18 protein-coding genes and 2 pseudogenes are annotated in these 17216 nt (G+C 68.5%); 12 read left to right on the forward strand and 8 right to left on the reverse strand.

Annotated elements, in window-relative coordinates; all coding sequences use genetic code 11:
- The first annotated feature begins 145 nt into the window (after nucleotides 1-145).
- Nucleotides 146-745, forward strand: coding sequence for a hypothetical protein (locus ACFTZL_RS23760; protein ID WP_382586251.1), 600 nt, complete (start codon nucleotides 146-148; stop codon nucleotides 743-745).
- A gap of 166 nt (nucleotides 746-911) precedes the next feature.
- Here ACFTZL_RS23760 and ACFTZL_RS23765 read toward each other — a convergent pair whose 3' ends face one another.
- Nucleotides 912-1289, reverse strand: coding sequence for an ImmA/IrrE family metallo-endopeptidase (locus ACFTZL_RS23765; RefSeq protein ID WP_382586254.1), 378 nt, complete (start codon nucleotides 1287-1289; stop codon nucleotides 912-914).
- A 380-nt stretch (nucleotides 1290-1669) separates the two neighbouring features.
- Nucleotides 1670-2203 carry a hypothetical protein gene (locus ACFTZL_RS23770; protein ID WP_382586257.1) on the reverse strand — a complete coding sequence of 178 codons (534 nt, stop codon included), beginning with the start codon at nucleotides 2201-2203 and terminating at the stop codon, nucleotides 1670-1672.
- A 924-nt stretch (nucleotides 2204-3127) separates the two neighbouring features.
- Between ACFTZL_RS23770 and ACFTZL_RS23775 the strand changes: the two are divergent.
- The 5 genes and pseudogenes from ACFTZL_RS23775 to ACFTZL_RS23795 form a co-directional block, all read left to right on the forward strand.
- Nucleotides 3128-3515 (forward strand): annotated as a pseudogene (locus tag ACFTZL_RS23775) (XRE family transcriptional regulator); the annotation flags it as partial.
- A pseudogene (locus ACFTZL_RS23780) lies at nucleotides 3515-3897 on the forward strand (NUDIX hydrolase); the annotation flags it as partial. The pseudogenes ACFTZL_RS23775 and ACFTZL_RS23780, both read left to right, overlap by 1 nt.
- Nucleotides 3898-4273: 376 nt before the next feature.
- The gene (locus ACFTZL_RS23785) at nucleotides 4274-4828 is read left to right on the forward strand and encodes a hypothetical protein (protein ID WP_382586260.1); all 555 of its coding nucleotides are present in this window, start codon (nucleotides 4274-4276) and stop codon (nucleotides 4826-4828) included.
- A gap of 90 nt (nucleotides 4829-4918) precedes the next feature.
- Entirely contained in the window at nucleotides 4919-5530 is a 612-nt protein-coding gene (locus ACFTZL_RS23790; protein ID WP_382586263.1) for a DinB family protein, read from the forward strand.
- 67 nt (nucleotides 5531-5597) lie between these two features.
- Nucleotides 5598-6017 (forward strand): nuclear transport factor 2 family protein, encoded by a 420-nt coding sequence (locus ACFTZL_RS23795; RefSeq protein WP_382586266.1) that lies wholly within the window; start codon nucleotides 5598-5600, stop codon nucleotides 6015-6017.
- Between the two features lie 7 nt (nucleotides 6018-6024).
- Here ACFTZL_RS23795 and ACFTZL_RS23800 read toward each other — a convergent pair whose 3' ends face one another.
- The 3 genes from ACFTZL_RS23800 to ACFTZL_RS23810 form a co-directional block, all read right to left on the reverse strand.
- The gene (locus tag ACFTZL_RS23800; protein WP_382586269.1) at nucleotides 6025-7041 is read right to left on the reverse strand and encodes a hypothetical protein; all 1017 of its coding nucleotides are present in this window, start codon (nucleotides 7039-7041) and stop codon (nucleotides 6025-6027) included.
- A gap of 55 nt (nucleotides 7042-7096) precedes the next feature.
- Entirely contained in the window at nucleotides 7097-7789 is a 693-nt protein-coding gene (locus ACFTZL_RS23805; RefSeq protein WP_382586272.1) for a hypothetical protein, read from the reverse strand.
- Nucleotides 7790-7859: 70 nt separating this feature from the next.
- On the reverse strand, nucleotides 7860-8324 hold the full coding sequence (locus ACFTZL_RS23810) for a DUF2000 family protein (protein WP_382586275.1): 465 nt from the start codon (nucleotides 8322-8324) through the stop codon (nucleotides 7860-7862).
- A 49-nt stretch (nucleotides 8325-8373) separates the two neighbouring features.
- Between ACFTZL_RS23810 and ACFTZL_RS23815 the strand changes: the two genes are divergently transcribed.
- On the forward strand, nucleotides 8374-9189 hold the full coding sequence (locus ACFTZL_RS23815) for a helix-turn-helix domain-containing protein (protein WP_382586277.1): 816 nt from the start codon (nucleotides 8374-8376) through the stop codon (nucleotides 9187-9189).
- A gap of 6 nt (nucleotides 9190-9195) precedes the next feature.
- Here the strand turns inward: ACFTZL_RS23815 and ACFTZL_RS23820 are convergent, their stop codons facing one another.
- Nucleotides 9196-9705, reverse strand: a complete 510-nt coding sequence (locus ACFTZL_RS23820; RefSeq protein ID WP_382586280.1) for a YbjN domain-containing protein — start codon at nucleotides 9703-9705, stop codon at nucleotides 9196-9198.
- Entirely contained in the window at nucleotides 9698-11035 is a 1338-nt protein-coding gene (gene mshA / locus ACFTZL_RS23825; RefSeq protein WP_382586283.1) for a D-inositol-3-phosphate glycosyltransferase, read from the reverse strand. The genes ACFTZL_RS23820 and mshA overlap by 8 nt, the downstream gene beginning before the upstream one ends.
- Before the next feature lie 353 nt (nucleotides 11036-11388).
- Between mshA and ACFTZL_RS23830 the strand changes: the two genes are divergently transcribed.
- From ACFTZL_RS23830 to ACFTZL_RS23850, 5 genes are all read left to right on the forward strand, one after another.
- Nucleotides 11389-12255, forward strand: a complete 867-nt coding sequence (locus tag ACFTZL_RS23830) for a calcium-binding protein (protein WP_382586286.1) — start codon at nucleotides 11389-11391, stop codon at nucleotides 12253-12255.
- Nucleotides 12256-12346: 91 nt separating this feature from the next.
- The gene (locus ACFTZL_RS23835; RefSeq protein WP_382586289.1) at nucleotides 12347-12958 is read left to right on the forward strand and encodes a dihydrofolate reductase family protein; all 612 of its coding nucleotides are present in this window, start codon (nucleotides 12347-12349) and stop codon (nucleotides 12956-12958) included.
- A gap of 54 nt (nucleotides 12959-13012) precedes the next feature.
- On the forward strand, nucleotides 13013-13837 hold the full coding sequence (locus ACFTZL_RS23840; RefSeq protein ID WP_382586291.1) for a class I SAM-dependent methyltransferase: 825 nt from the start codon (nucleotides 13013-13015) through the stop codon (nucleotides 13835-13837).
- Between the two features lie 201 nt (nucleotides 13838-14038).
- Nucleotides 14039-15127, forward strand: a complete 1089-nt coding sequence (locus tag ACFTZL_RS23845; protein WP_382586294.1) for an NlpC/P60 family protein — start codon at nucleotides 14039-14041, stop codon at nucleotides 15125-15127.
- A gap of 279 nt (nucleotides 15128-15406) precedes the next feature.
- Nucleotides 15407-16756 (forward strand): PP2C family protein-serine/threonine phosphatase, encoded by a 1350-nt coding sequence (locus ACFTZL_RS23850; RefSeq protein WP_382586297.1) that lies wholly within the window; start codon nucleotides 15407-15409, stop codon nucleotides 16754-16756.
- 48 nt (nucleotides 16757-16804) lie between these two features.
- On the opposite strand, the gene ACFTZL_RS23855 is transcribed toward ACFTZL_RS23850, so the two are convergent.
- Nucleotides 16805-17137 (reverse strand): DUF2516 family protein, encoded by a 333-nt coding sequence (locus tag ACFTZL_RS23855; RefSeq protein ID WP_031107860.1) that lies wholly within the window; start codon nucleotides 17135-17137, stop codon nucleotides 16805-16807.
- Between the last annotated feature and the right edge of the window lie 79 nt (nucleotides 17138-17216).

Genomic DNA, 17216 nt, shown 5'->3' on the forward strand with positions numbered 1-17216 from the left:
CGTCCAGGTCGTTCGTACAGTGGCGCGCTCCACCTGGACGCCATGAACCACGCCCGCTCCACAGACGGGTGGGTCGACGGCGGACGGGATGGGAGCAGGTGGAAGTTGGTAGATGCAGGCCTTGAGGTTCGCGCAGGATGACGGCATGAACCAGGAAGTGGCAACAGCTCTCATAGGTCTCGGCGGCGCGGTCCTTGGTGCGGGGGCAACATCGATCACGACGTGGCTGAGCTTCCGCCATCAGCGGCGCACTGCGAAGGAGGCCCGCCTCCACGACGTCGGACGTTTGGCGACCGACACTGCCCTCGCGAAGCTGATCGAACTGCAAGACCTGGTCGAAGCATCAGCGACATCCTCAAGCGCTTCGCGAGATGACCGAGAGCCTTGGGAGCGAACAGCAGCCGTTCACTTCCGGGACATCAATCTCGCCCTGCTCCGCATTCCTAGCGATGCGGTACACGAGCGGCTTACTCCGACGCTCGCTCTGGCTAAGCAGTACCGCTACACAGGGCCCCGACATTTCCACTATCTGCGCCACGTGCAGACGATGTCGGGAGACATGATCAATGTCCTGTCGGCCTACATCCGAGATGCCAAGCTGCCCCCTCCTCAAGAAGGTGTCGTTGAAGCTCGTCTCTCAGTAGAGGCCGGACGAGAGGCCGAGCGCCTCCGACATGAGCGGATGCGACTTGAGTTTGAAGAGATCCAAGCGGAGAACCCTGAAGAACCTGACGATATATTCTAATGTTACAGGGAGTGGGCGTCGGCCTCTATTTCACGACGGAGAGATGGCCTTGCATGGCCGGGCCCGCCTGGCCGCCGCCAGAGATTGCAGCAATCGATAGACCGAATACAAGCGCATCTAGGTCTTGACTGCTGTCATTCAATTCTTCAGCAATGCGACGCGAGTTCTAACCATCTTCCCGGGCAAGGCGAAATACCTCCGTAAATAGCCGAGAAGTCTCGGGGTGGATTCCATCAGGTTCGGAAGTTCTATAGCCGCGCTGAGACAGGTCGATCAGCCACTGACGGCGGTTCCATTCGCAGATTAGCTCCAGCTGGTAGAGCCGTTCCACCATTGCGACCGCAGAGACTTTCCAGTAGGTCTTGAGCTTGAACACGTCATCCAACCGAAGCCGACCGACGACTTGTGCAAATAGTCCATCTGCCGGGATCAGGAAGCTCGATGCAAAGTCGTGCGCCTCCTGTTCTGTCGCGCGAGATCGATTCCTCTTAGATCCTTGGTGGAGAACAAGGTGGCCGAGCTCGTGCGCTAGGTCAAAGCGCATGCTCTCGTGGAAACCCTCAGCGGATGACCCTGCGGTACAACAGCGAGGTACAGCAACCCCAGCAACCGGCAGCGCCCCACGCCGCCCCTCATGGGCTTCCCGGCAGCCTGTATGACCTTCACCGACCGATCTCTGTAGAGCTACGGATCAGAAGGTCATCGACATCCACGGCTGACATCAACGACGTCGGGCAGGGACGTACATCAGCGTCTCTGTCCGGTCGTCGCATCAGCCCACAACAGCAGCTGTAGCGGGCCCGGATCGAACTCCTAAAGCGGCGGTCCGCAGCAGCCTGCCCTCCGCCCGCCCAGCACAGCGGGAATCCACCGAGAGGGGGAGTGCGGACGCAGTCCTCTCATGTGTCCTTAGCGTGATCAAGCTCAATGAGTGTTGATGTTACTGCCGAGTGCCTCACGCGCTGCGTATGACGTCGCAGTAACGGCCCTCTTTCGACGATTCGTTGCCTCGGTAACGGCATCATTCGGTGCCTCGCCCTGACGCACGGCCCGGACGCTTCTCAACTCGCCGTAGAGAGCTGCTCGCAGCTCGCGCCCACACTCTAGGACTTCTAACGGGCCTTCGATCGATACCGTATTGATTAATGGGAGGAGCAGGTTCGCTTGATCCCAGGCTGAATCGAACAGGCTCTGGAAATCTTCATCGCTGACTTGTGAATCGTGAGTTTTGGTGATCGCATGCACTACGCTGCTTGCCTTGTCAAGAAAATCCTTATAAGCATCGCGACGTGCTTGGCGGAGCGCGGCGACTCTATTCTCGGATCGCTCCTCGCGCGCGAGAGTGAGCGCGTGCTCATTCTGGAGGCGAATACTCCGCAAACTGATCAGAGCGGCCACCGCCGATCCACCCAAGGCCGCTGCGGCAGTTACGATCGCAACGAGCACGGTCTGATCCATGGAAGTCCTCTTTTCTCACGCGCGGGCGGCACCCGGCCAGCCTTCCGATCAGCCTCGGGTCTGTGAAGTCCGGCGACAAAACCACCACAGTCAACTTCAGACCGAACGAGGCATGCATACAGGTGTGACGGCCCCGTCGAAAGCGGTGGTCGCCCTGCACCACAGCCGCACCAGATCGAGCGGTGAACAGCGGGAATCGCGGTGCAATCCGCAGAGTTCACCAGGGCTATGAACTAGGCGTTAACCCAGCTCAGCCCCCTGAACCGCCGTTAGATCTCCGCGTGCCTTCCCAGACTTATGGCTCCGGATGTGGGACCGGGCAGCTCGCGTGAGCAGTTGTCCCAGTTGGCACCTCCTCTCGCACAGGCTCTGCCAGACTCCGTTCATGGGGCGTTGCGCTGGTGTGACACGGCGAGGGCAGGCGTGCAGAAATCTGAGCGGGTGGAACGGCTACTGCCATCTGCATGGTGGTGGAGGCCGACGCAGTCGAGGCCCACGTGTGTCTGCTCCTCCTCGACTTCTCCGTATGCCGGCGAGTCCGGAACCGCGGCTGCAAGGCGGGCGAAGGGGCAGGCTGTGGTGGCTGCGTTGGCTCTTCATCGGGTGGTACGAGGCACTGCGTAACACGGTGAGCCGACGCTCATGACAGTGCTGGCTGGGCCGTCTCTGGGCCGTCCGAGGCCGCTCGCCAACAGCCAACGACGACCAATGGCGCCCCCTCAGGCGCCCGTTCCCACCGCTCTGGCCAGCAACAACGCAGCTCCCCAAGATCCCCGACAACACCCAGGGGAAGAAGAAGTAATTCGACGTCCCTTAGGCCCCCGACCTGCGGTTTATTCGCGGGGCGGGGGCTTTTTGGTGGGAGGGTCATGCCTACTGGTGGTGAGCGCATCCTCGGGAGTGGCCTCTAAGGGCCAAGACCTACCCCGCCTCAACGACTTGCTATGCGAGCGGGCAGAAGCCGGCTGCGCGATCCGCGTCGCGCTGGGGGACGCGAACTCCCAACGTTCAACAGCGCGGCCTAGAGAAGCAGTTCGGCCACGGGATCGAGTCACGGTGCCGACTGGCGCTCATGCACTATCGGCAGTTACTGCACGTCCCCGGCGTCGAAGTACGGACGCACGGAACAACCCCCTACATCAGCCTGTACCGCGCGGATGATCTGTTGGTCAACGCGCACGTGTTCGGCGTGAACGCCTACCGTGCTCCGGTGTGACGACTGCGCCGCAATGGCGACGGTGGCATGTTCGACACGTACGCCGACAGCTTCAACGCCGTGTGGGAAACCGCCCGGCCGGCAAAGGGGACCTAGTGGCCCGGACCGAGTACTACGACGACCCCGCGGCCCCAACCCCCAACAGCCTCGTCGTGGCCGCATCGGCGGTGGTCACCGACGACCAGGGCCGCATCCTGCTCCAGCGCCGGCGGGACAACGACCTGTGGGCCCTGCCCGGCGGCGGCATGGAGATGAACGACTCCCTGCCCGGCTGCGCCGTACGCGAGGTCAAGGAAGAAGCCGGCTACGACGTCGAGATCACAGGGCTGGTCGGGACCTACACCGACCCCGCCACGTCATCGCCTACACCGACGGCGAAGTCCGCCGCCAGTTCAACATCTGCTTCACCGCCCGCATCTTCGGAGGAGACCTGACCATCTCCGACGAGTCCACCGAGGTCGCTTCATCGCCCCCGCAGACCTGAACGCCCTACGAGCGACCGGAGTGTCAGAACGAGATCGGTATGTCAGCGACATGCCGCCACCCGTCGTGAGGGTCTTCGCTTCCTCCGCGTCTTCTATCTCTCAGCCCAGACCAGCATCATCCGCGAAGGCCCCAACCGCGACTACCACGTGAAGAAGCGGGGGTGCGGCGGGCCTGCTGCCGAAGTTCCTGACCGGGAGCCTTCCGACACGGCGAGATGATGCCGTCGGCGGCCGGAGCCGGCTTCTACTTGAACGCGCGCCGGTCGGTGTTTATCTGGATTTCAGCTGCTTCACTATGAAGACCAGATATCTTTCTCGGTTTGATTGGGCGCTATGGATAATCCAGACGCAGGGCAGACTGGGCCACGCGTGGAGAAGGTGAAGCTCGCTATCGAGGTGGCCTCCATTGCAGTTGCGGTCCTGGCCCTGATCTTTTCCATCCTCGGAATCATCGTGTCGGCCTCAGCGTCGAATAAGGCCAACTCGAACGAACAGCTCGCGAATCGACTTGCAGGTATGGCCTATGAGAACGACCGGATCACGAATCGCTTGGCGACCGCCTACCGCGTCGCATGGCACGTTTCTGAACAAGGCGCCGAAGCACAGCATCTCCTCATCGAGAACCGCAGCCTGGTTCCGGCCTACCACGTCCTGCTACTCAATGCCACAGCCGACAGGTTCTACAAGATTTCGGTCCTCGAGCCCTGCACCCGGTTCTCGGTCGACTCCCCTGACGGCATCAGATTCGACCAGTTCACCATGCACTTCCACAGCGCAGGCCAGTGGTACAGGGCAGACGCAAACGGCAGAACCGTTCCCAGCAGGAGCAGCGAACAAGCCTTCGCTGACTACAAAGACAACAAGGACACTGCCCAAACGAGCAGACCGAAGCCGAGGTTCGAGGACCTGCAAGGGTGCGGATAGTCGTGGTTCTGCAGGAACGGCGTGACCACCTGGTGCGGCTGCCCGATTATTCAGTAGCGGAACCATGTCGGCCCGGTCCACCATGCCCCCATGGTCTCGGGTGAGCACACCACTGAACGAGCTGTGGCTCGGTGGACGCAGTCGATCGTCTACCCCGACATGTGGGTCGATCCGGATGATGACCCCCGCGAGACCGACACCGAAGTCGTCGACGAACGCGGTGCGTTGCTCGACTGCCTGCGCCACTACCGCCTCACCCTGGAAATGAAGTGTGCGGGCCTGGATGCCGAGCAGATGGCCCTGCGGTCTGTGCCGCCGTCGACGATGTCTCTGCTCGGGCTGGTGCGGCACATGGCTGAGGAGGAGCGGCATTTTCGGCGGGTGATGGCCGGTGAGGACGCGCCGAAGCTGTATCGGACCGAGGAAGACCGCGACGGCGACTGGAACGGGGCGGTCGCGGACCCGAAGGTCGTGGATGATGCCTGGCGTCAGTGGCGGGTGGAAGTGGAACTCACCGATCGGTACCTGGCCGGCGTCGACGATCTCGGCACCCGGAACGCCGGGTTCTCCGATCTCGGGCCCGAACCCGGTGGACAGCTTCAGCTTCGCGATGTCCTGGTGGCGCAGATCGGGGAGTACGCGCGGCACTGCGGCCACGCCGACCTTCTGCGCGAGCTGATCGACGGTCGCGTCGGGCAGTGATCGACGCCGAGTCTCCTTACCTGGGACGTAATCGACGCTCCTGCGCGCTCCCGGCAGTCTGGGCTTCATGACGCCTACCACCACCGCGGACGCGACCCGCGCCACCGTTCAGAAGTTCCTCGAGCTCCGTCTCGCCGGGGACGCCGAGGGGCTCACCGCGCTCTTCGCCGACAAGGTCGACTGGGTGCTCGCCGAGAATCCGGGAGTGCCGTGGATACGTCCGCGGTCCACCGCTGCCGAGTGTGCCGCGCAGGCAGCGGAGTTGATGGAGTACACCGTGGCCGAGGATGCCCGGGCCTCTGTCGATGCCTTTCTCGTCGACGGCGCCGATGCCGTGCTGACGGGGCATGTGTCGGGGACCGTACGAGCCACGGGGAAGTCCTTCGAGGGGCCGTTCGCGCTGCGGCTCAGCGTTGAGGGCGGGCGGATCACTCGGCACCACCTCTACGAGAACAGCCTGTCGATCGCCGAGGCTTGCGCTCCGTGACCATGGCCTAGCCCTCGTCGGCCAGGACGTTCGTGGACTCCGAGTCGAGGGAGACTCCCGAGGGTTGGTCCGGGTCGGAGGGCCACCAAGGGGCCGAGACCGCTGCGGACAAGGCCGCGGCGAGGTCGCCGGCGTTCTTGGGCGTGGCTCCGGTCGGCAGAGCGATGCGGATGCGGACCGTACGGGACTCGCCGGGCTCGAGGGCGAAGGCGTCCGTCTCGACGTGCTCCCGGCCCGTCAGGTCGGTCCAGCGGCCCTCCTGGTCGATCGACCAGTGCAGGCGGCTGACCGACTGGCCGACCGCGCCGGGGCTGAGGGTGATCGCGATGCGCAGGCCGGAACGGGTGAGCTTGCCCGCCACGTTGCGCACCCGCACCTCCCACTCCACGGGTGGACCACCCTCGGTCGCCCTGAGCAACTGCGGGACCTCGATGGCGAGGTGAGTGGGATCCACCGGAAGACGCACACGTGACGCGGACGCCGCCGGGTGGGTGTCCGGGACCCAGCCTTTCCGGGCCGGGGCCAGTTGCGCCGCGATGGTGTCGGCCACGGCAGGGACCTGGCCGTCCACGTAGCTGCGTCGCTGGTCGGCGGTGAAGAGCCGGAACTCGATCCGCTTGCGCGCCTTGCCGCGGTGCGAGAGCGGCAGCACGGCAGCGAACTCCCCGTCGTCGTCCTGCTCGTTGGTCCACTGGAGCCGCACGTCGCGCCACGTTCCGTCTTCGCGGATCTGGAGCCGGTCGGGGACCGTGCCGATGTAGAGCGCCAGTACGCGCCGTGCCGCCTGCGTCTCGGTGAGGCCGGCGACAGTGACGCGGAAGGGGAGCGGCGGGCCGCCGGGGACCAGTGCACGATCGCCGTCCGTGCCGAGGTGGATGGCCGGGCGAGGTGCCGGTGCGGCCGGAGAATGTCCCCTGTCCGGCGGCGTGTCCGGGCCCCGGCCCGCGCAGCCGGCAACCGCCGCCGTGGCGACGACGAAGACGAAGAGTATGAGCAGGGCGCGTAAGCCGGGTATTCGGGTCACGGGCGTTCCTCCCGCGGCGGATTTTATCGCTGCGAGGGCCCCGGGCGCCTGCGCCTCAGCTTCGTCGCGCCGGCCGCCAGTACTGCCGCTTCTCCTCGTCCCGTACGACCACGCCGAGCCGGAGCAGTTCGCCGCGCAGCTCCCGGGCGTCGTCGGCGTCGTCCGAGTCCTTGAGGGCCCGCGCGCGTGCCCTGAGCAGGGCGTCCGCGCCCTCGGGCAGGCCCGGGGTGCCGGGGACCCAGCGGCGGTAGTCGGCTCGGTGGGGGTCCTGCTCCGCCCAGGGGTAGCCGTGGGCGGAAAGCGCCGCGGTGAGGCGTGGCCAGGACAGGCCGCAGTGTTCCCGGGCCGGTTCCAGGCCGTCCGGGGCCAGGATCACGAGTTGCTTGCCGTCCCGGAACAGCGCCGCGATCTCCTCGCGGGCGAACGACTGGGCGCTGTCCCTGATGGTCAGGGTCACGTGCGTGTCGGAGATGCTCACCGACAGCGACTCGTGCACGGCCGTGAAACCCAGCAGCAGGCCTGCGAGTGCGCCCACCGCGACCGTGCCGAGGGTGAGGGCGGGTTCCGGGACCGAGGTCAGTAGTTCGGCCGGGCCCTCCAGCGGTGCCCACGGGAGCGTCAGCAGCCCGCGGGCCAGGAGAGGGAGCAAGGCACCGGCGACGGCACCGCAGGCGACGCAGAAGAGCACGATGGCCCAGGTCGATTCCGCGAGTTCGGCTCCCATGCGGATCTTCTTGGCTTCCTCCATGGGAAAGAGTCTTGGGAGGTGCCGTCCGTCCTGTCATCAGCCGTTGGTCTACGGGCCTCAGACTTTGGTCTCACGGATGCATCCGCGCCCCCTTCACCACCTTGTCCACCGCGTTCTTCGGGCCGTAGACCAAGAGGCCGACCAGGTCCAGGTCCGCCGTCGGAACCGCCCGTACGGCCGCGCGGTTGTCGCGGTCGTTGCCCGTGGCGAACAGGTCGGACGTGAAGACCGCGCGGGGCAGGGAGCGGGAGAGGGCCTTGGTGTGGGCCGTGGTGAGGGTTTCCTTCGTGGCCTCGAAGACCATGACCGGCTGGCGGAACATCGGCAGGTAGGGCACGCCGTCCGCGTCCTCGTACGGTTCGCCGATCACCTCGGGGAGCTGCGTTCCCAGGCCGCTGACCAGGAACGATGTGACGTTGAGGCGCTGCCACTGCTCCAGGTCCTCGCGCAGCAGCACAGCGATCTTCGTGTCGAAGCGGATCGGCTCGGTCGGCTCGGTCGGCTCGGTCGGCTCCGGGGATGGTTCGGTGTTCATGATGCGAGCGTGCCCGGCAGCCCCCGCCGGGGTCTTGTACGTTTTTTGCATGGCCTCCGAGTCCTTCCGGACCTCCCGGACCTCCCGGACCGTCTCCGCCTGGCGGCCCCCTGTCGCGGGTGTCGTCGAGGTCTTCCATGCGCAGTTCACCGAGTACGCGTATCCGATGCACGTCCACGAGGCCTGGACGCTGCTGATCGTCGACACCGGCGCCGTACGGTACGACCTCGACCGGCACGAGCACGGCACGCCGCACGACACCGTGTCGCTGCTGCCGCCGCATGTGCCGCACAACGGCTCCCCCGTCACCCCGGAGGGCTTCCGCAAGCGGGTCCTGTATCTCGACGGGACATATCTCGGTGACGAGCTCATCGGGGCCGCCGTCGACCATCCCGACCTGCGCGATCCGCTGTTGCGGCGGCGCGTCGGGCAGTTGCACGGCACGCTGCTGCGGCCCGGTGAGGAGCTGGAGGCCGAGAGCAGGCTGATGTTCGTCGGAGAGCGGCTGCGCGGGCATCTGCGGGACGACCTCGCCGCACCCCGGCCCGCCGATCCCGTACTCGCGCGGCGGCTGCGCGAGCTGCTGGATGAGCGGGTGGCCGAGGGGATCGGGCTCAAGGAGGCCGCCGGGCTCGTCGGTGCCCATCCGGCCCATCTCGTACGGGCGTTCAGTGCCGCCTACGGCATCGCCCCGCACCAGTACCTGACGTCCCTGCGCGTGGGCCGGGCCCGGCGGCTGCTGCTGGAGGGGCAGGCGCCGAGCGAGGTGGCGGTGGCGACCGGGTTCTACGACCAGTCCCATCTCACCCGGCACTTCCGGAGGCTGGTGGGGGTGCCGCCCGGGCGTTACCGAGGGGCGTCCTGACAGGGCCTAGCGCTCCGGGCGTTGCGTCAGGTGGGCGAACGCGTCCAGGTTGCGCGTCGACTCGCCCCGGGACACCCGCCACTCGTACTCCTTGCGGATCGCCGAGGCGAAGCCCAGCTCCAGAAGGGTGTTGAAGCTGCCGTCCGCCGCTTCCAGGACCTGGCCGAGCAGGCGGTCGAGCTCGTCGGCGGTGACGGCGGACAGGGAGACGCGGCCGGTGACGTAGACGTCGCCGTGCTGGTCGACGGCGTAACTCACGCCGTAGAGCTTGAGGTTGCGTTCCAGCAGCCAGCGGTGGACGGCCGGTTCGTTCTCGTCGGGGTGGCGGATGACGAAGGCGTTCAGGGAGAGGGAGTGGCGGCCGACGATCAGGGAGACCGTGGTCTTGAGCTTGCGGGTGCCGGGGAGCTGCGCGACGTACGTGCCGGGCTCGGGGCTCTCCCACTCCAGGTCCGCGTCCTTCAGCACTCCCTCGATGACCTGTACCGCGCGCTGTTCCTGACCGGTTTCACCCATGGTGGGAGCGTACGCGACGGCGATGCGCCTGCATCGCGGCCGTGTAGACGTCCGCCGTGGCGGCGGCCGCGGTGTCCCAGCCGAAGGACTGGGCGTGGCGGGCGGCCTGCGCGCCCATACGGGGCGCCAGTTGCGGGTCGTCGGCGAAGTCGCGCAGCACGCGCGCGTAGTCGGCGGGGTTGTGGCCGCGTACGAGGAAGCCGGTGTGTCCGTCGTCCACGGCCACCGGCAGGCCGCCGACCGCCGCCGCGAGCACCGGGGTGCCCGCCGCCTGGGCCTCTATGGCGACCAGGCCGAAGGACTCGCTGTAGGAGGGCATGACCAGGAGGGAGGCGGCGCGGAACCAGTCCGCGAGCTGTTCCTGGCCGACCGGCGGGCGGAACCGTACGACGTCCGCGATGCCGAGGCGGGCGGCGAGCTTCTGCAGGCCCTCGGGCTTGGCGAGGCCGCTGCCGCTGGGGCCGCCGACGACGGGGACGAGGATGCGCGAGCGGAGTTCGGGGCGCTCGTCGAGGAGGACGGCGACGGCCCGCAGCAGCACGTCGGGGGCCTTCAGGGGCTGGATGCGGCCCGCGAAGAGCGGGATCAGCGCGTCCTGCGGCAGACCGAGACGGGCTCGGGCGGCGGCACGGCCGTCGGCGGGCGAGAAGCGGGTCAGGTTCACACCGGGGTGGACCACGGCGAGCTTGTCGGTGTCGGCCCCGTAGTGCCGTGCCAGTTCGTCGGCCTCTTCGGTGGTGTTGGCGATGAGGCGGTCGGCGGCGGCGACGATCTGGGTCTCGCCGATGACGCGGGCTGCCGGCTCGGGGCTGTCGCCGTCGGCCAGGTTGGCGTTCTTGACCTTGGCCATGGTGTGCATGGCGTGCACCAGGGGGACGCCCCAGCGCTGGGCGGCGAGCCAGCCGACGTGGCCGGAGAGCCAGTAGTGGGAGTGGACCAGGTCGTAGTGGCCGGGGCGGTGACCGGCCCAGGCCTGCATGACGCCGTGGGTGAAGGCGCAGAGCTGGGCGGGGAGGTCCTCCTTGTTGAGGCCCTCGTAGGGGCCGGCGTCGATGTGCCGGACGAGGACGCCGGGGGCCAGTTCGACGGTCGGCGGGAGGGCGGCGGCGGTCGCGCGCGTGAAGATCTCGACCTCGATGCCCTGCGCGGCGAGGCGCTGCGCGAGCTCCACGATGTAGACGTTCATGCCGCCGGCGTCGCCGGTGCCCGGCTGGTGGAGCGGGGAGGTGTGCACGGAGAGCATGGCGACCCGGCGGGGCCTGCGGTGCAGCCTCAGGCGCGCGGGCGCGGACGCGGAGCGCCGCCCGAGCCTGCCGATGTACTGGCTCACGTGGCGTTCCTCCTCGCTCCGGGCATGCCTCGCGCAGGACTCGCTGTGCCCTGCACGGGGGTGAACACCGGAAGGGGGCGCTCCATTTCCCCGTTCGTTTCCCTGTTCGCGACTTTTACCGAATCATTACCGGTCACCGCTCAACCGTTCGAGGGCGAAGGGCTGCCGAAGGGCTCCCTTGTCCGCCGGCCCGGGAGCGTGACAGGCAGGTGAACTCGATCGGAAATCGCAGGTCACGGACGTTGTCCCCATCGTGAAAAGGCTGTCGATTCCGGTTCCGCGGACAACCGGGCTCCTGCCCCACCGGTCACAACCAACGAAAGGATCGACCACTGCCTCACGGAGGTTACGCAATGCCCTCTCGCCTCATCGGCCGCCGGAAGTTACGCGCGGCGACGGTTCTGACGCCCCTTCTCGGCATGAGCCTGGCCGTCCCGATCGCCCTGGCGGGCCCGGCCGGGGCCGCGCAGCCGACGGCCACCGCCTCGGTGAACGAGTACGGCTGGCACCTCACCTACACGGCCGCCCCCGGGCAGGCCAACAAGGTGGCCATCACCCAGTCGTACACCGGCGACCGCTCGCAGTTCACCTATGTGATCGACGACGTCGTCCCGGTCAGCACCGGGACCGGCTGCGGCCATCCCGACAGCTCGGACAAGACCAAGATCTCCTGCACGGTCGAGGCCCCCGAGAGCCAGTCCCCGCTCGACTCCATGGAGATGGACCTCGGCGACGGCGCCGACACCGCCTCCTTCGACAACGCCACCGACCAGGTCTACTACTTCAACACGGTCGAGCTGGGCGACGGCGACGACAAATGGACCGGCGCCACCGGCAGCCGCGTCGACGGCACTTCGGTGCGGGGCGGCGCGGGCGACGACACCATCAGGGCGGGCGCGCTGGGGTACGCGGGCGGCGGTGCCGGCGTCGACACCCTCTACGCGGGCATCGACGGCGAGATCGTGGACGGCGGCGCGGGCGACGACGTCCTGCACGGCGGTGCGGGCGACCAGATCCTGCGCGCCGACGACGGTGACGACACGGTCTACGGCGGGGCCGGCGACGACGAGATCTACGGCGGCAGGGGCAACGACATCCTGCACGGGAACAGCGGCGCCGACCGGATCTGGGGGAACAGCGGCGACGACGAGCTGTACGGCGGACCCGGCGCGGACACGCTCTCCGGCGGCCCGGGCAGGAACATCGTCCGCCAGGACTGACGGTTCTCCCCGTTCGGGGGCCGCTGTTCGGGGACCGATGAGTTTCCGCGTCCCGGGGCGTCTGACTCACTGAGGAGAGGAGAGGGTCACGATGAAGCTCGTGGTGCAGGAGTTCCTGACGCTCGACGGTGTCTCCCAGGGGCCGGGCGCCCCTGACGAGGACACCAGCGGCGGTTTCGAGCGGGGCGGCTGGTTCGTGCCGCATCTGGACGAGGAGTTCGAACGGCTGGCCGATACCTGGCTCGGTGAGGCGGACGCGCTGCTGTTCGGCCGCCGCACCTACCAGAACTTCGCCCGGGACTGGCCGACGATGACCGACCATCCCGCCGCCGCCGTACTGAACGGCCTGCCGAAGTACGTCGCCTCCCACAGCCTGGCCACGGCCGCCTGGAACCCGACCACGATCCTCTCCGGCGACGTCCCCTCCCAGGTGGCGGAGCTGAAGCGGCTGCCCGGCCGGGAGATCCAGATCCACGGCAGCGCCCGGCTCGCGCAGTCCCTGCTGGCCGCCGGGCTGATCGACACACTGCGGCTGGTGATCGCCCCGGTCGTGGTGGGCCGGGGCCGTCGCCTCTTCCCGGACGGCGGGGCACCGGCCGGGCTGCGGCTCACCGACCATCGGACGACGCCGGGCGGCCTGTCGGTGCATGTCTTCGAGTCGACGGGGGTTCCCGAGTTCGGGACGTACGGGGGCGGCGCCTAGGTCCTCGGTGCACGGCGGAAGGTGACCACGGGCACGCCGCATACCCTCGTACGCATGACATCCCGCGCAGCGACCCGCTCCCGCATCGTGGGAACGGTGACGCGCGGGACGACCAACCCCAACCGCCTGCGCCGTATGGACCGCTGGATCGCGGCCACGCACGGCGCGGAGCTGCGCCGCGCCGCCGACCCCGTGACGGTCGACCTCGGCTACGGCGCCGCCCCCTGGACGGCCGTCGAGCTGCTGCACCGCCTGCGTACGGTCGCGCCACGCGCGCGCGTGGTGGGCGTCGAGATCGAGCCCTCCCGGGTCGCGGCGGCGCTGCCGTACGAGCGGGCGGGGCTCGTCTTCCGGCACGGCGGCTTCGAGATCCCCCTCCCGCAGCGGCCCCTGCTCGTCCGGGCGGCGAACGTGCTGCGGCAGTACGAGGAGGGCGAGGTCGCGGCCGTGTGGGAGCGGTTGTGCGGGCGGCTCGCACCGGCCGACCCGGCCACCGGTGCGCGCGGCGGGCTGCTGGTCGAGGGGACCTGCGACGAGATCGGGCGGCGGCACGTGTGGGTCGCGCTCGGCCCGGAGGGGCCGCGCACGGTCACCTTCGCGACCCGGCTGGGTTCCCTGGAGCGCCCCTCGGACCTGGCGGAGCGCCTGCCGAAGGCGCTCATCCACCGCAATGTCCCGGGTGAGCCGGTGCACACCTTCCTGCGCGACTTCGACCGCGCCTGGGCGGCCGCCGCGCCCTACGCCTCCTACGGCGCCCGCCAGCGGTGGATCCGGGCGGTACGGGACCTGACGGCGGACTGGCCGGTGGCGGACGGGCCGGTGCGGTGGCGGCAGGGCGAAGTGACGGTGCGGTGGGAGGCCTTGGCCCCGCGGGGCTGACCTCTCCGGCATGGACCGACATGGCCTGCCGGGAACGATCTCTTTGAGTCGTTCGTCACACAGGCGGGGAGATCGTCATGCCGGGGGCATACCGGTGCGGGGGCGGCGGGAAGCACTACCTCTGTCGCTTTGGGCGCCGTCATGGCAGCATCCCCAGACGAACCGGATGTTACTGACGGTTAATCAGTTGGGGGCTGAGGTATGGGAACGGGCAAGCGTGGCCTGATCGCGACGGCTGTGACCGTGGTCTGCGCGATCACCGTGCTGGCGGCACCGGGCACGGCGTTCGCCAGCCCGAACCCCTCCCCCACTCCGAGCGCGAGCCCAACGGCCGGGCCCAGCAAGGACCTCGAGGCCGTACGCAAGAAACTCGACAAGCTGTACCGCGCCGCGGGCCGTGCCACCGACGAGTACAACGCCGCCGAGGAGAAGGCGGACAAGCAGTCCGCCGAGATCGTCGAACTGGCCAAGAAGATCGTCAAGGGCAAGGAGAAGCTGGCGAAGCTGAAGGACCGCGCCGGCGCCTCGGCCGCCGCGCAGTACCGCGGGGGCGGACTGCCCCCCGAGGCCCATCTGACGCTCAGCGACGACCCGCAGGAGTTCCTCGAGGGAGCGGTCCGGGTCCGCCAGGGCCAGCACGCGGCCAAGGGCCTGATCGGCGAACTGACCCGCACACAGGAGGACTTGGAGCAGTACGCCAAGGACGCCTCCGCGCAGTGGAAGAAGCTGGAGGCGGGCCGCAAGGCCAAGGCCGCCGCGCAGAAGAAGATCGAGAAGCAGATCAAGCAGGCGGAGAAGGTCGAGTCCGAGCTGCAGAAGGACGAGCAGGAGCGCCTCGCCGAGCTGGAGAAGGCGGCGGCGGCCAAGGCACAGTCCGCCTGGCTCGGCTCCGGTGTCCTCGACGAGATCAGCGGCAAGGCGACCGAGCAGGGCAAGAAGGCCGTCGAATACGCCACGGCCCAGATCGGCAAGCCGTACCAGTGGGGCGCCGAGGGCCCGAAGACCTACGACTGCTCCGGGCTGACCTCACAGGCCTGGATATCCGCCGGCCGCGGCATACCGCGCACCTCTCAGGAGCAGTGGAAGCAGCTCCGGCACATCGACGTCCAGGACATGCGGCCCGGCGACCTCATCATCTACTTCGACGACGCCAGCCATGTCGCGATGTACATCGGCGACGGGGCGATGGTGCACGCACCGCGGCCCGGGCGGGACATCACCGTCGCGGGAGCGGGATCCATGCCTATCCTCGGGGTGGTAAGGCCGGATCCCGGCACCGACGCCGGGTGAACATATCGGGCATCGGGCACCTTTGGTGACCCGGCCCACGTGACCCACCGCACGCCGGACCCCTGCAAAACGCGGCGCTGACGTGACGTTCGTCATCTCCGCAGCATCTCCGGCCTGTCCAACTGCGGCACATATCGCGGCATATGACACTGGCCGATGGCGCAGCGGCGTGGCTCACACCATTCCAATGCGGCGCCGACACCCGCTATGGTCCCCGTCGGTGGGTCGAGGTCCCTCGCCCCCGCCATGCCCTCGGGGGGAGGGAAGGAACCCAAGACGATGCCCGTACCCATACCGCGGCAGAGAGCGATCCCGGCCGTGGAGAGTGGTCAGGCGCAGGCCGCGTCCCCGTGCGGCGGCTCCGCCGAGAAGTCCGTCCAGGACGCCTCGGCCACGGCCCCGCGCACGCCGGACACCGCCGGGAACACCACGGACAAGGTGGAGAACAACACCGCTCACACCAACCTGACGCTGCTGCTGATCGAGGACGATCCGGCCGGTTCGCCGATCGCGCAGGATCTGCTCGACCAGGCAGGCAAGCCGATCCGCGTCCGCACGGCCCGCAATCTGACCGAGGCCGGACGGCTGCTGACCGACGACGTCCACTGCATCCTGCTGGACCTCGCGCTGCCGGCGCCGGGCCACAGCGACTCCGAGGACGAGCTCGCCGTGCTCAGGCACGTGCTGGAGCTCGCGCCCCGGCATGCCGTCCTGGCGCTGACCGCGTCGGGCGACGCCGAGCGCGGCGCGGAGGCGGTGCGCGTGGGCGCCCAGGACTACCTGTTCCGCGACGAGCTGGACGGCCGGCTGCTGAGCCGCGCGATCCGCTACGCGGTGGAGCGCAAGCGTTCCGAGTCGGCCGAGCGCCGGCTCGCCGAGGGCCGGCTGCGGGCCCAGGAGAACCGCCGCCTGGAGCGCGGTCTGCTGCCGACCCCGCTGCTGGAGGGCTCTCCGCTGCGGTTCGCCGCCCGCTACCGCCCGGGCCGCTCGCGCGCCCTGCTCGGCGGTGACTTCTACGACGTCGTCCGCACGCCGGACGGCACCGTGCACGCGATGATCGGTGACGTGTGCGGTCACGGCCCGGACGAGGCCGCGCTCGGGGTGGAGCTGCGGATCGCGTGGCGCGCGCTGACGCTGGCGGGCCTGTGCGGCGACCAGCTTCTGGGCACGCTCCAGCAGGTGCTGGAGCACGAGCGGGCCGACGACGAGATCTTCGCGACGCTGTGCACGGTGGACATCGCGCCGGACGGCCGCCGCGCCGGTCTGTGCCTGGCGGGTCACCCGTCGCCGCTGCTGGCGCGCCCGGGCAAACCGGCCCGTCTGCTGCCGTACGACAACAACGGACCGGCCCTCGGGCTGCTGCCGGGGGCCCGCTGGCCTCGTATGCAGGTGGAGCTGGGTGCCGAGTGGAGCCTGATGCTCTACACCGACGGCCTGATCGAGGGCTATATCGGCCAGGGCCGGGAGCGGCTCGGCCAGGACGGCATGACCGAGATGATCCGCCGCCAGTTCGCCGAGGGGCTGCGGGGCGAGCGGCTGCTGCGGGCGGCGGTGAACGAGGTGCGCGACCTCAACGGTGGCGAGCTGACGGACGACGTGGCGGTACTGCTGCTGGATCGGGTGCCGTAGTTCCGGGCTCCGGCGCTGCCGAGGGGCTGGAGCGCTGCCGAGGCGCGCTTACCGGCCGCCGTTCCAGGGGCCGTAGGGACCGTCGCTGCTGGAGCCGCGCTGGCTGCGGCCGCCGCCGGGGAGCGCGCGGATGGCCGGGCGGACGTCGACCATGTACACGATCGTCGCGATGAGCCCGATGATCGGCAGGAACGACAGGATCGGGAAGAGCAGGTTCACCACGAAGGCCAGACCGAGGATGATCAGCCAGAACGGCTTGGTCTTCTTGTCGGCCGCGCGGTACGCGTCCTCCCGCCGCACGGCGGCGTCGAACAGCGCGAAGCCGCTGAAAATGATCAGGGCCATGCTCAGAAGCCACATCAACCCTGTGAAGCCCTGCATCAGCACAACGTCCACCACCAGACTCGGCTCGTCCCTACGCGGCCACCGTACCCGTACAACGGGCCGGGCACCCCCAGGG

The sequence above is a fragment of the Streptomyces sp. NPDC056948 genome (genome assembly GCF_042674225.1).
Taxonomy (GTDB): Bacteria; Actinomycetota; Actinomycetes; order Streptomycetales; family Streptomycetaceae; genus Streptomyces; species Streptomyces purpurascens.

Bases quoted from the DNA above. Each gene is read 5' to 3' on its own strand.
- ACFTZL_RS23815 (WP_382586277.1), top strand. From the start codon at position 8,374: ATGGCCTCCGAGTCCTTCCGGACCTCCCGGACCTCCCGGACCGTCTCC.
- ACFTZL_RS23835 (WP_382586289.1), top strand. From the start codon at position 12,347: ATGAAGCTCGTGGTGCAGGAGTTCCTGACGCTCGACGGTGTCTCCCAG.
- ACFTZL_RS23810 (WP_382586275.1), bottom strand. From the start codon at position 8,324: ATGAACACCGAACCATCCCCGGAGCCGACCGAGCCGACCGAGCCGACC.
- ACFTZL_RS23795 (WP_382586266.1), top strand. From the start codon at position 5,598: ATGACGCCTACCACCACCGCGGACGCGACCCGCGCCACCGTTCAGAAG.
- ACFTZL_RS23765 (WP_382586254.1), bottom strand. From the start codon at position 1,289: ATGCGCTTTGACCTAGCGCACGAGCTCGGCCACCTTGTTCTCCACCAA.
- ACFTZL_RS23770 (WP_382586257.1), bottom strand. From the start codon at position 2,203: ATGGATCAGACCGTGCTCGTTGCGATCGTAACTGCCGCAGCGGCCTTG.
- ACFTZL_RS23805 (WP_382586272.1), bottom strand. From the start codon at position 7,789: ATGGAGGAAGCCAAGAAGATCCGCATGGGAGCCGAACTCGCGGAATCG.
- ACFTZL_RS23820 (WP_382586280.1), bottom strand. From the start codon at position 9,705: ATGGGTGAAACCGGTCAGGAACAGCGCGCGGTACAGGTCATCGAGGGA.
- ACFTZL_RS23850 (WP_382586297.1), top strand. From the start codon at position 15,407: ATGCCCGTACCCATACCGCGGCAGAGAGCGATCCCGGCCGTGGAGAGT.
- ACFTZL_RS23830 (WP_382586286.1), top strand. From the start codon at position 11,389: ATGCCCTCTCGCCTCATCGGCCGCCGGAAGTTACGCGCGGCGACGGTT.
- ACFTZL_RS23790 (WP_382586263.1), top strand. From the start codon at position 4,919: ATGGTCTCGGGTGAGCACACCACTGAACGAGCTGTGGCTCGGTGGACG.
- ACFTZL_RS23855 (WP_031107860.1), bottom strand. From the start codon at position 17,137: ATGCAGGGCTTCACAGGGTTGATGTGGCTTCTGAGCATGGCCCTGATC.
- ACFTZL_RS23840 (WP_382586291.1), top strand. From the start codon at position 13,013: ATGACATCCCGCGCAGCGACCCGCTCCCGCATCGTGGGAACGGTGACG.
- ACFTZL_RS23845 (WP_382586294.1), top strand. From the start codon at position 14,039: ATGGGAACGGGCAAGCGTGGCCTGATCGCGACGGCTGTGACCGTGGTC.
- ACFTZL_RS23760 (WP_382586251.1), top strand. From the start codon at position 146: ATGAACCAGGAAGTGGCAACAGCTCTCATAGGTCTCGGCGGCGCGGTC.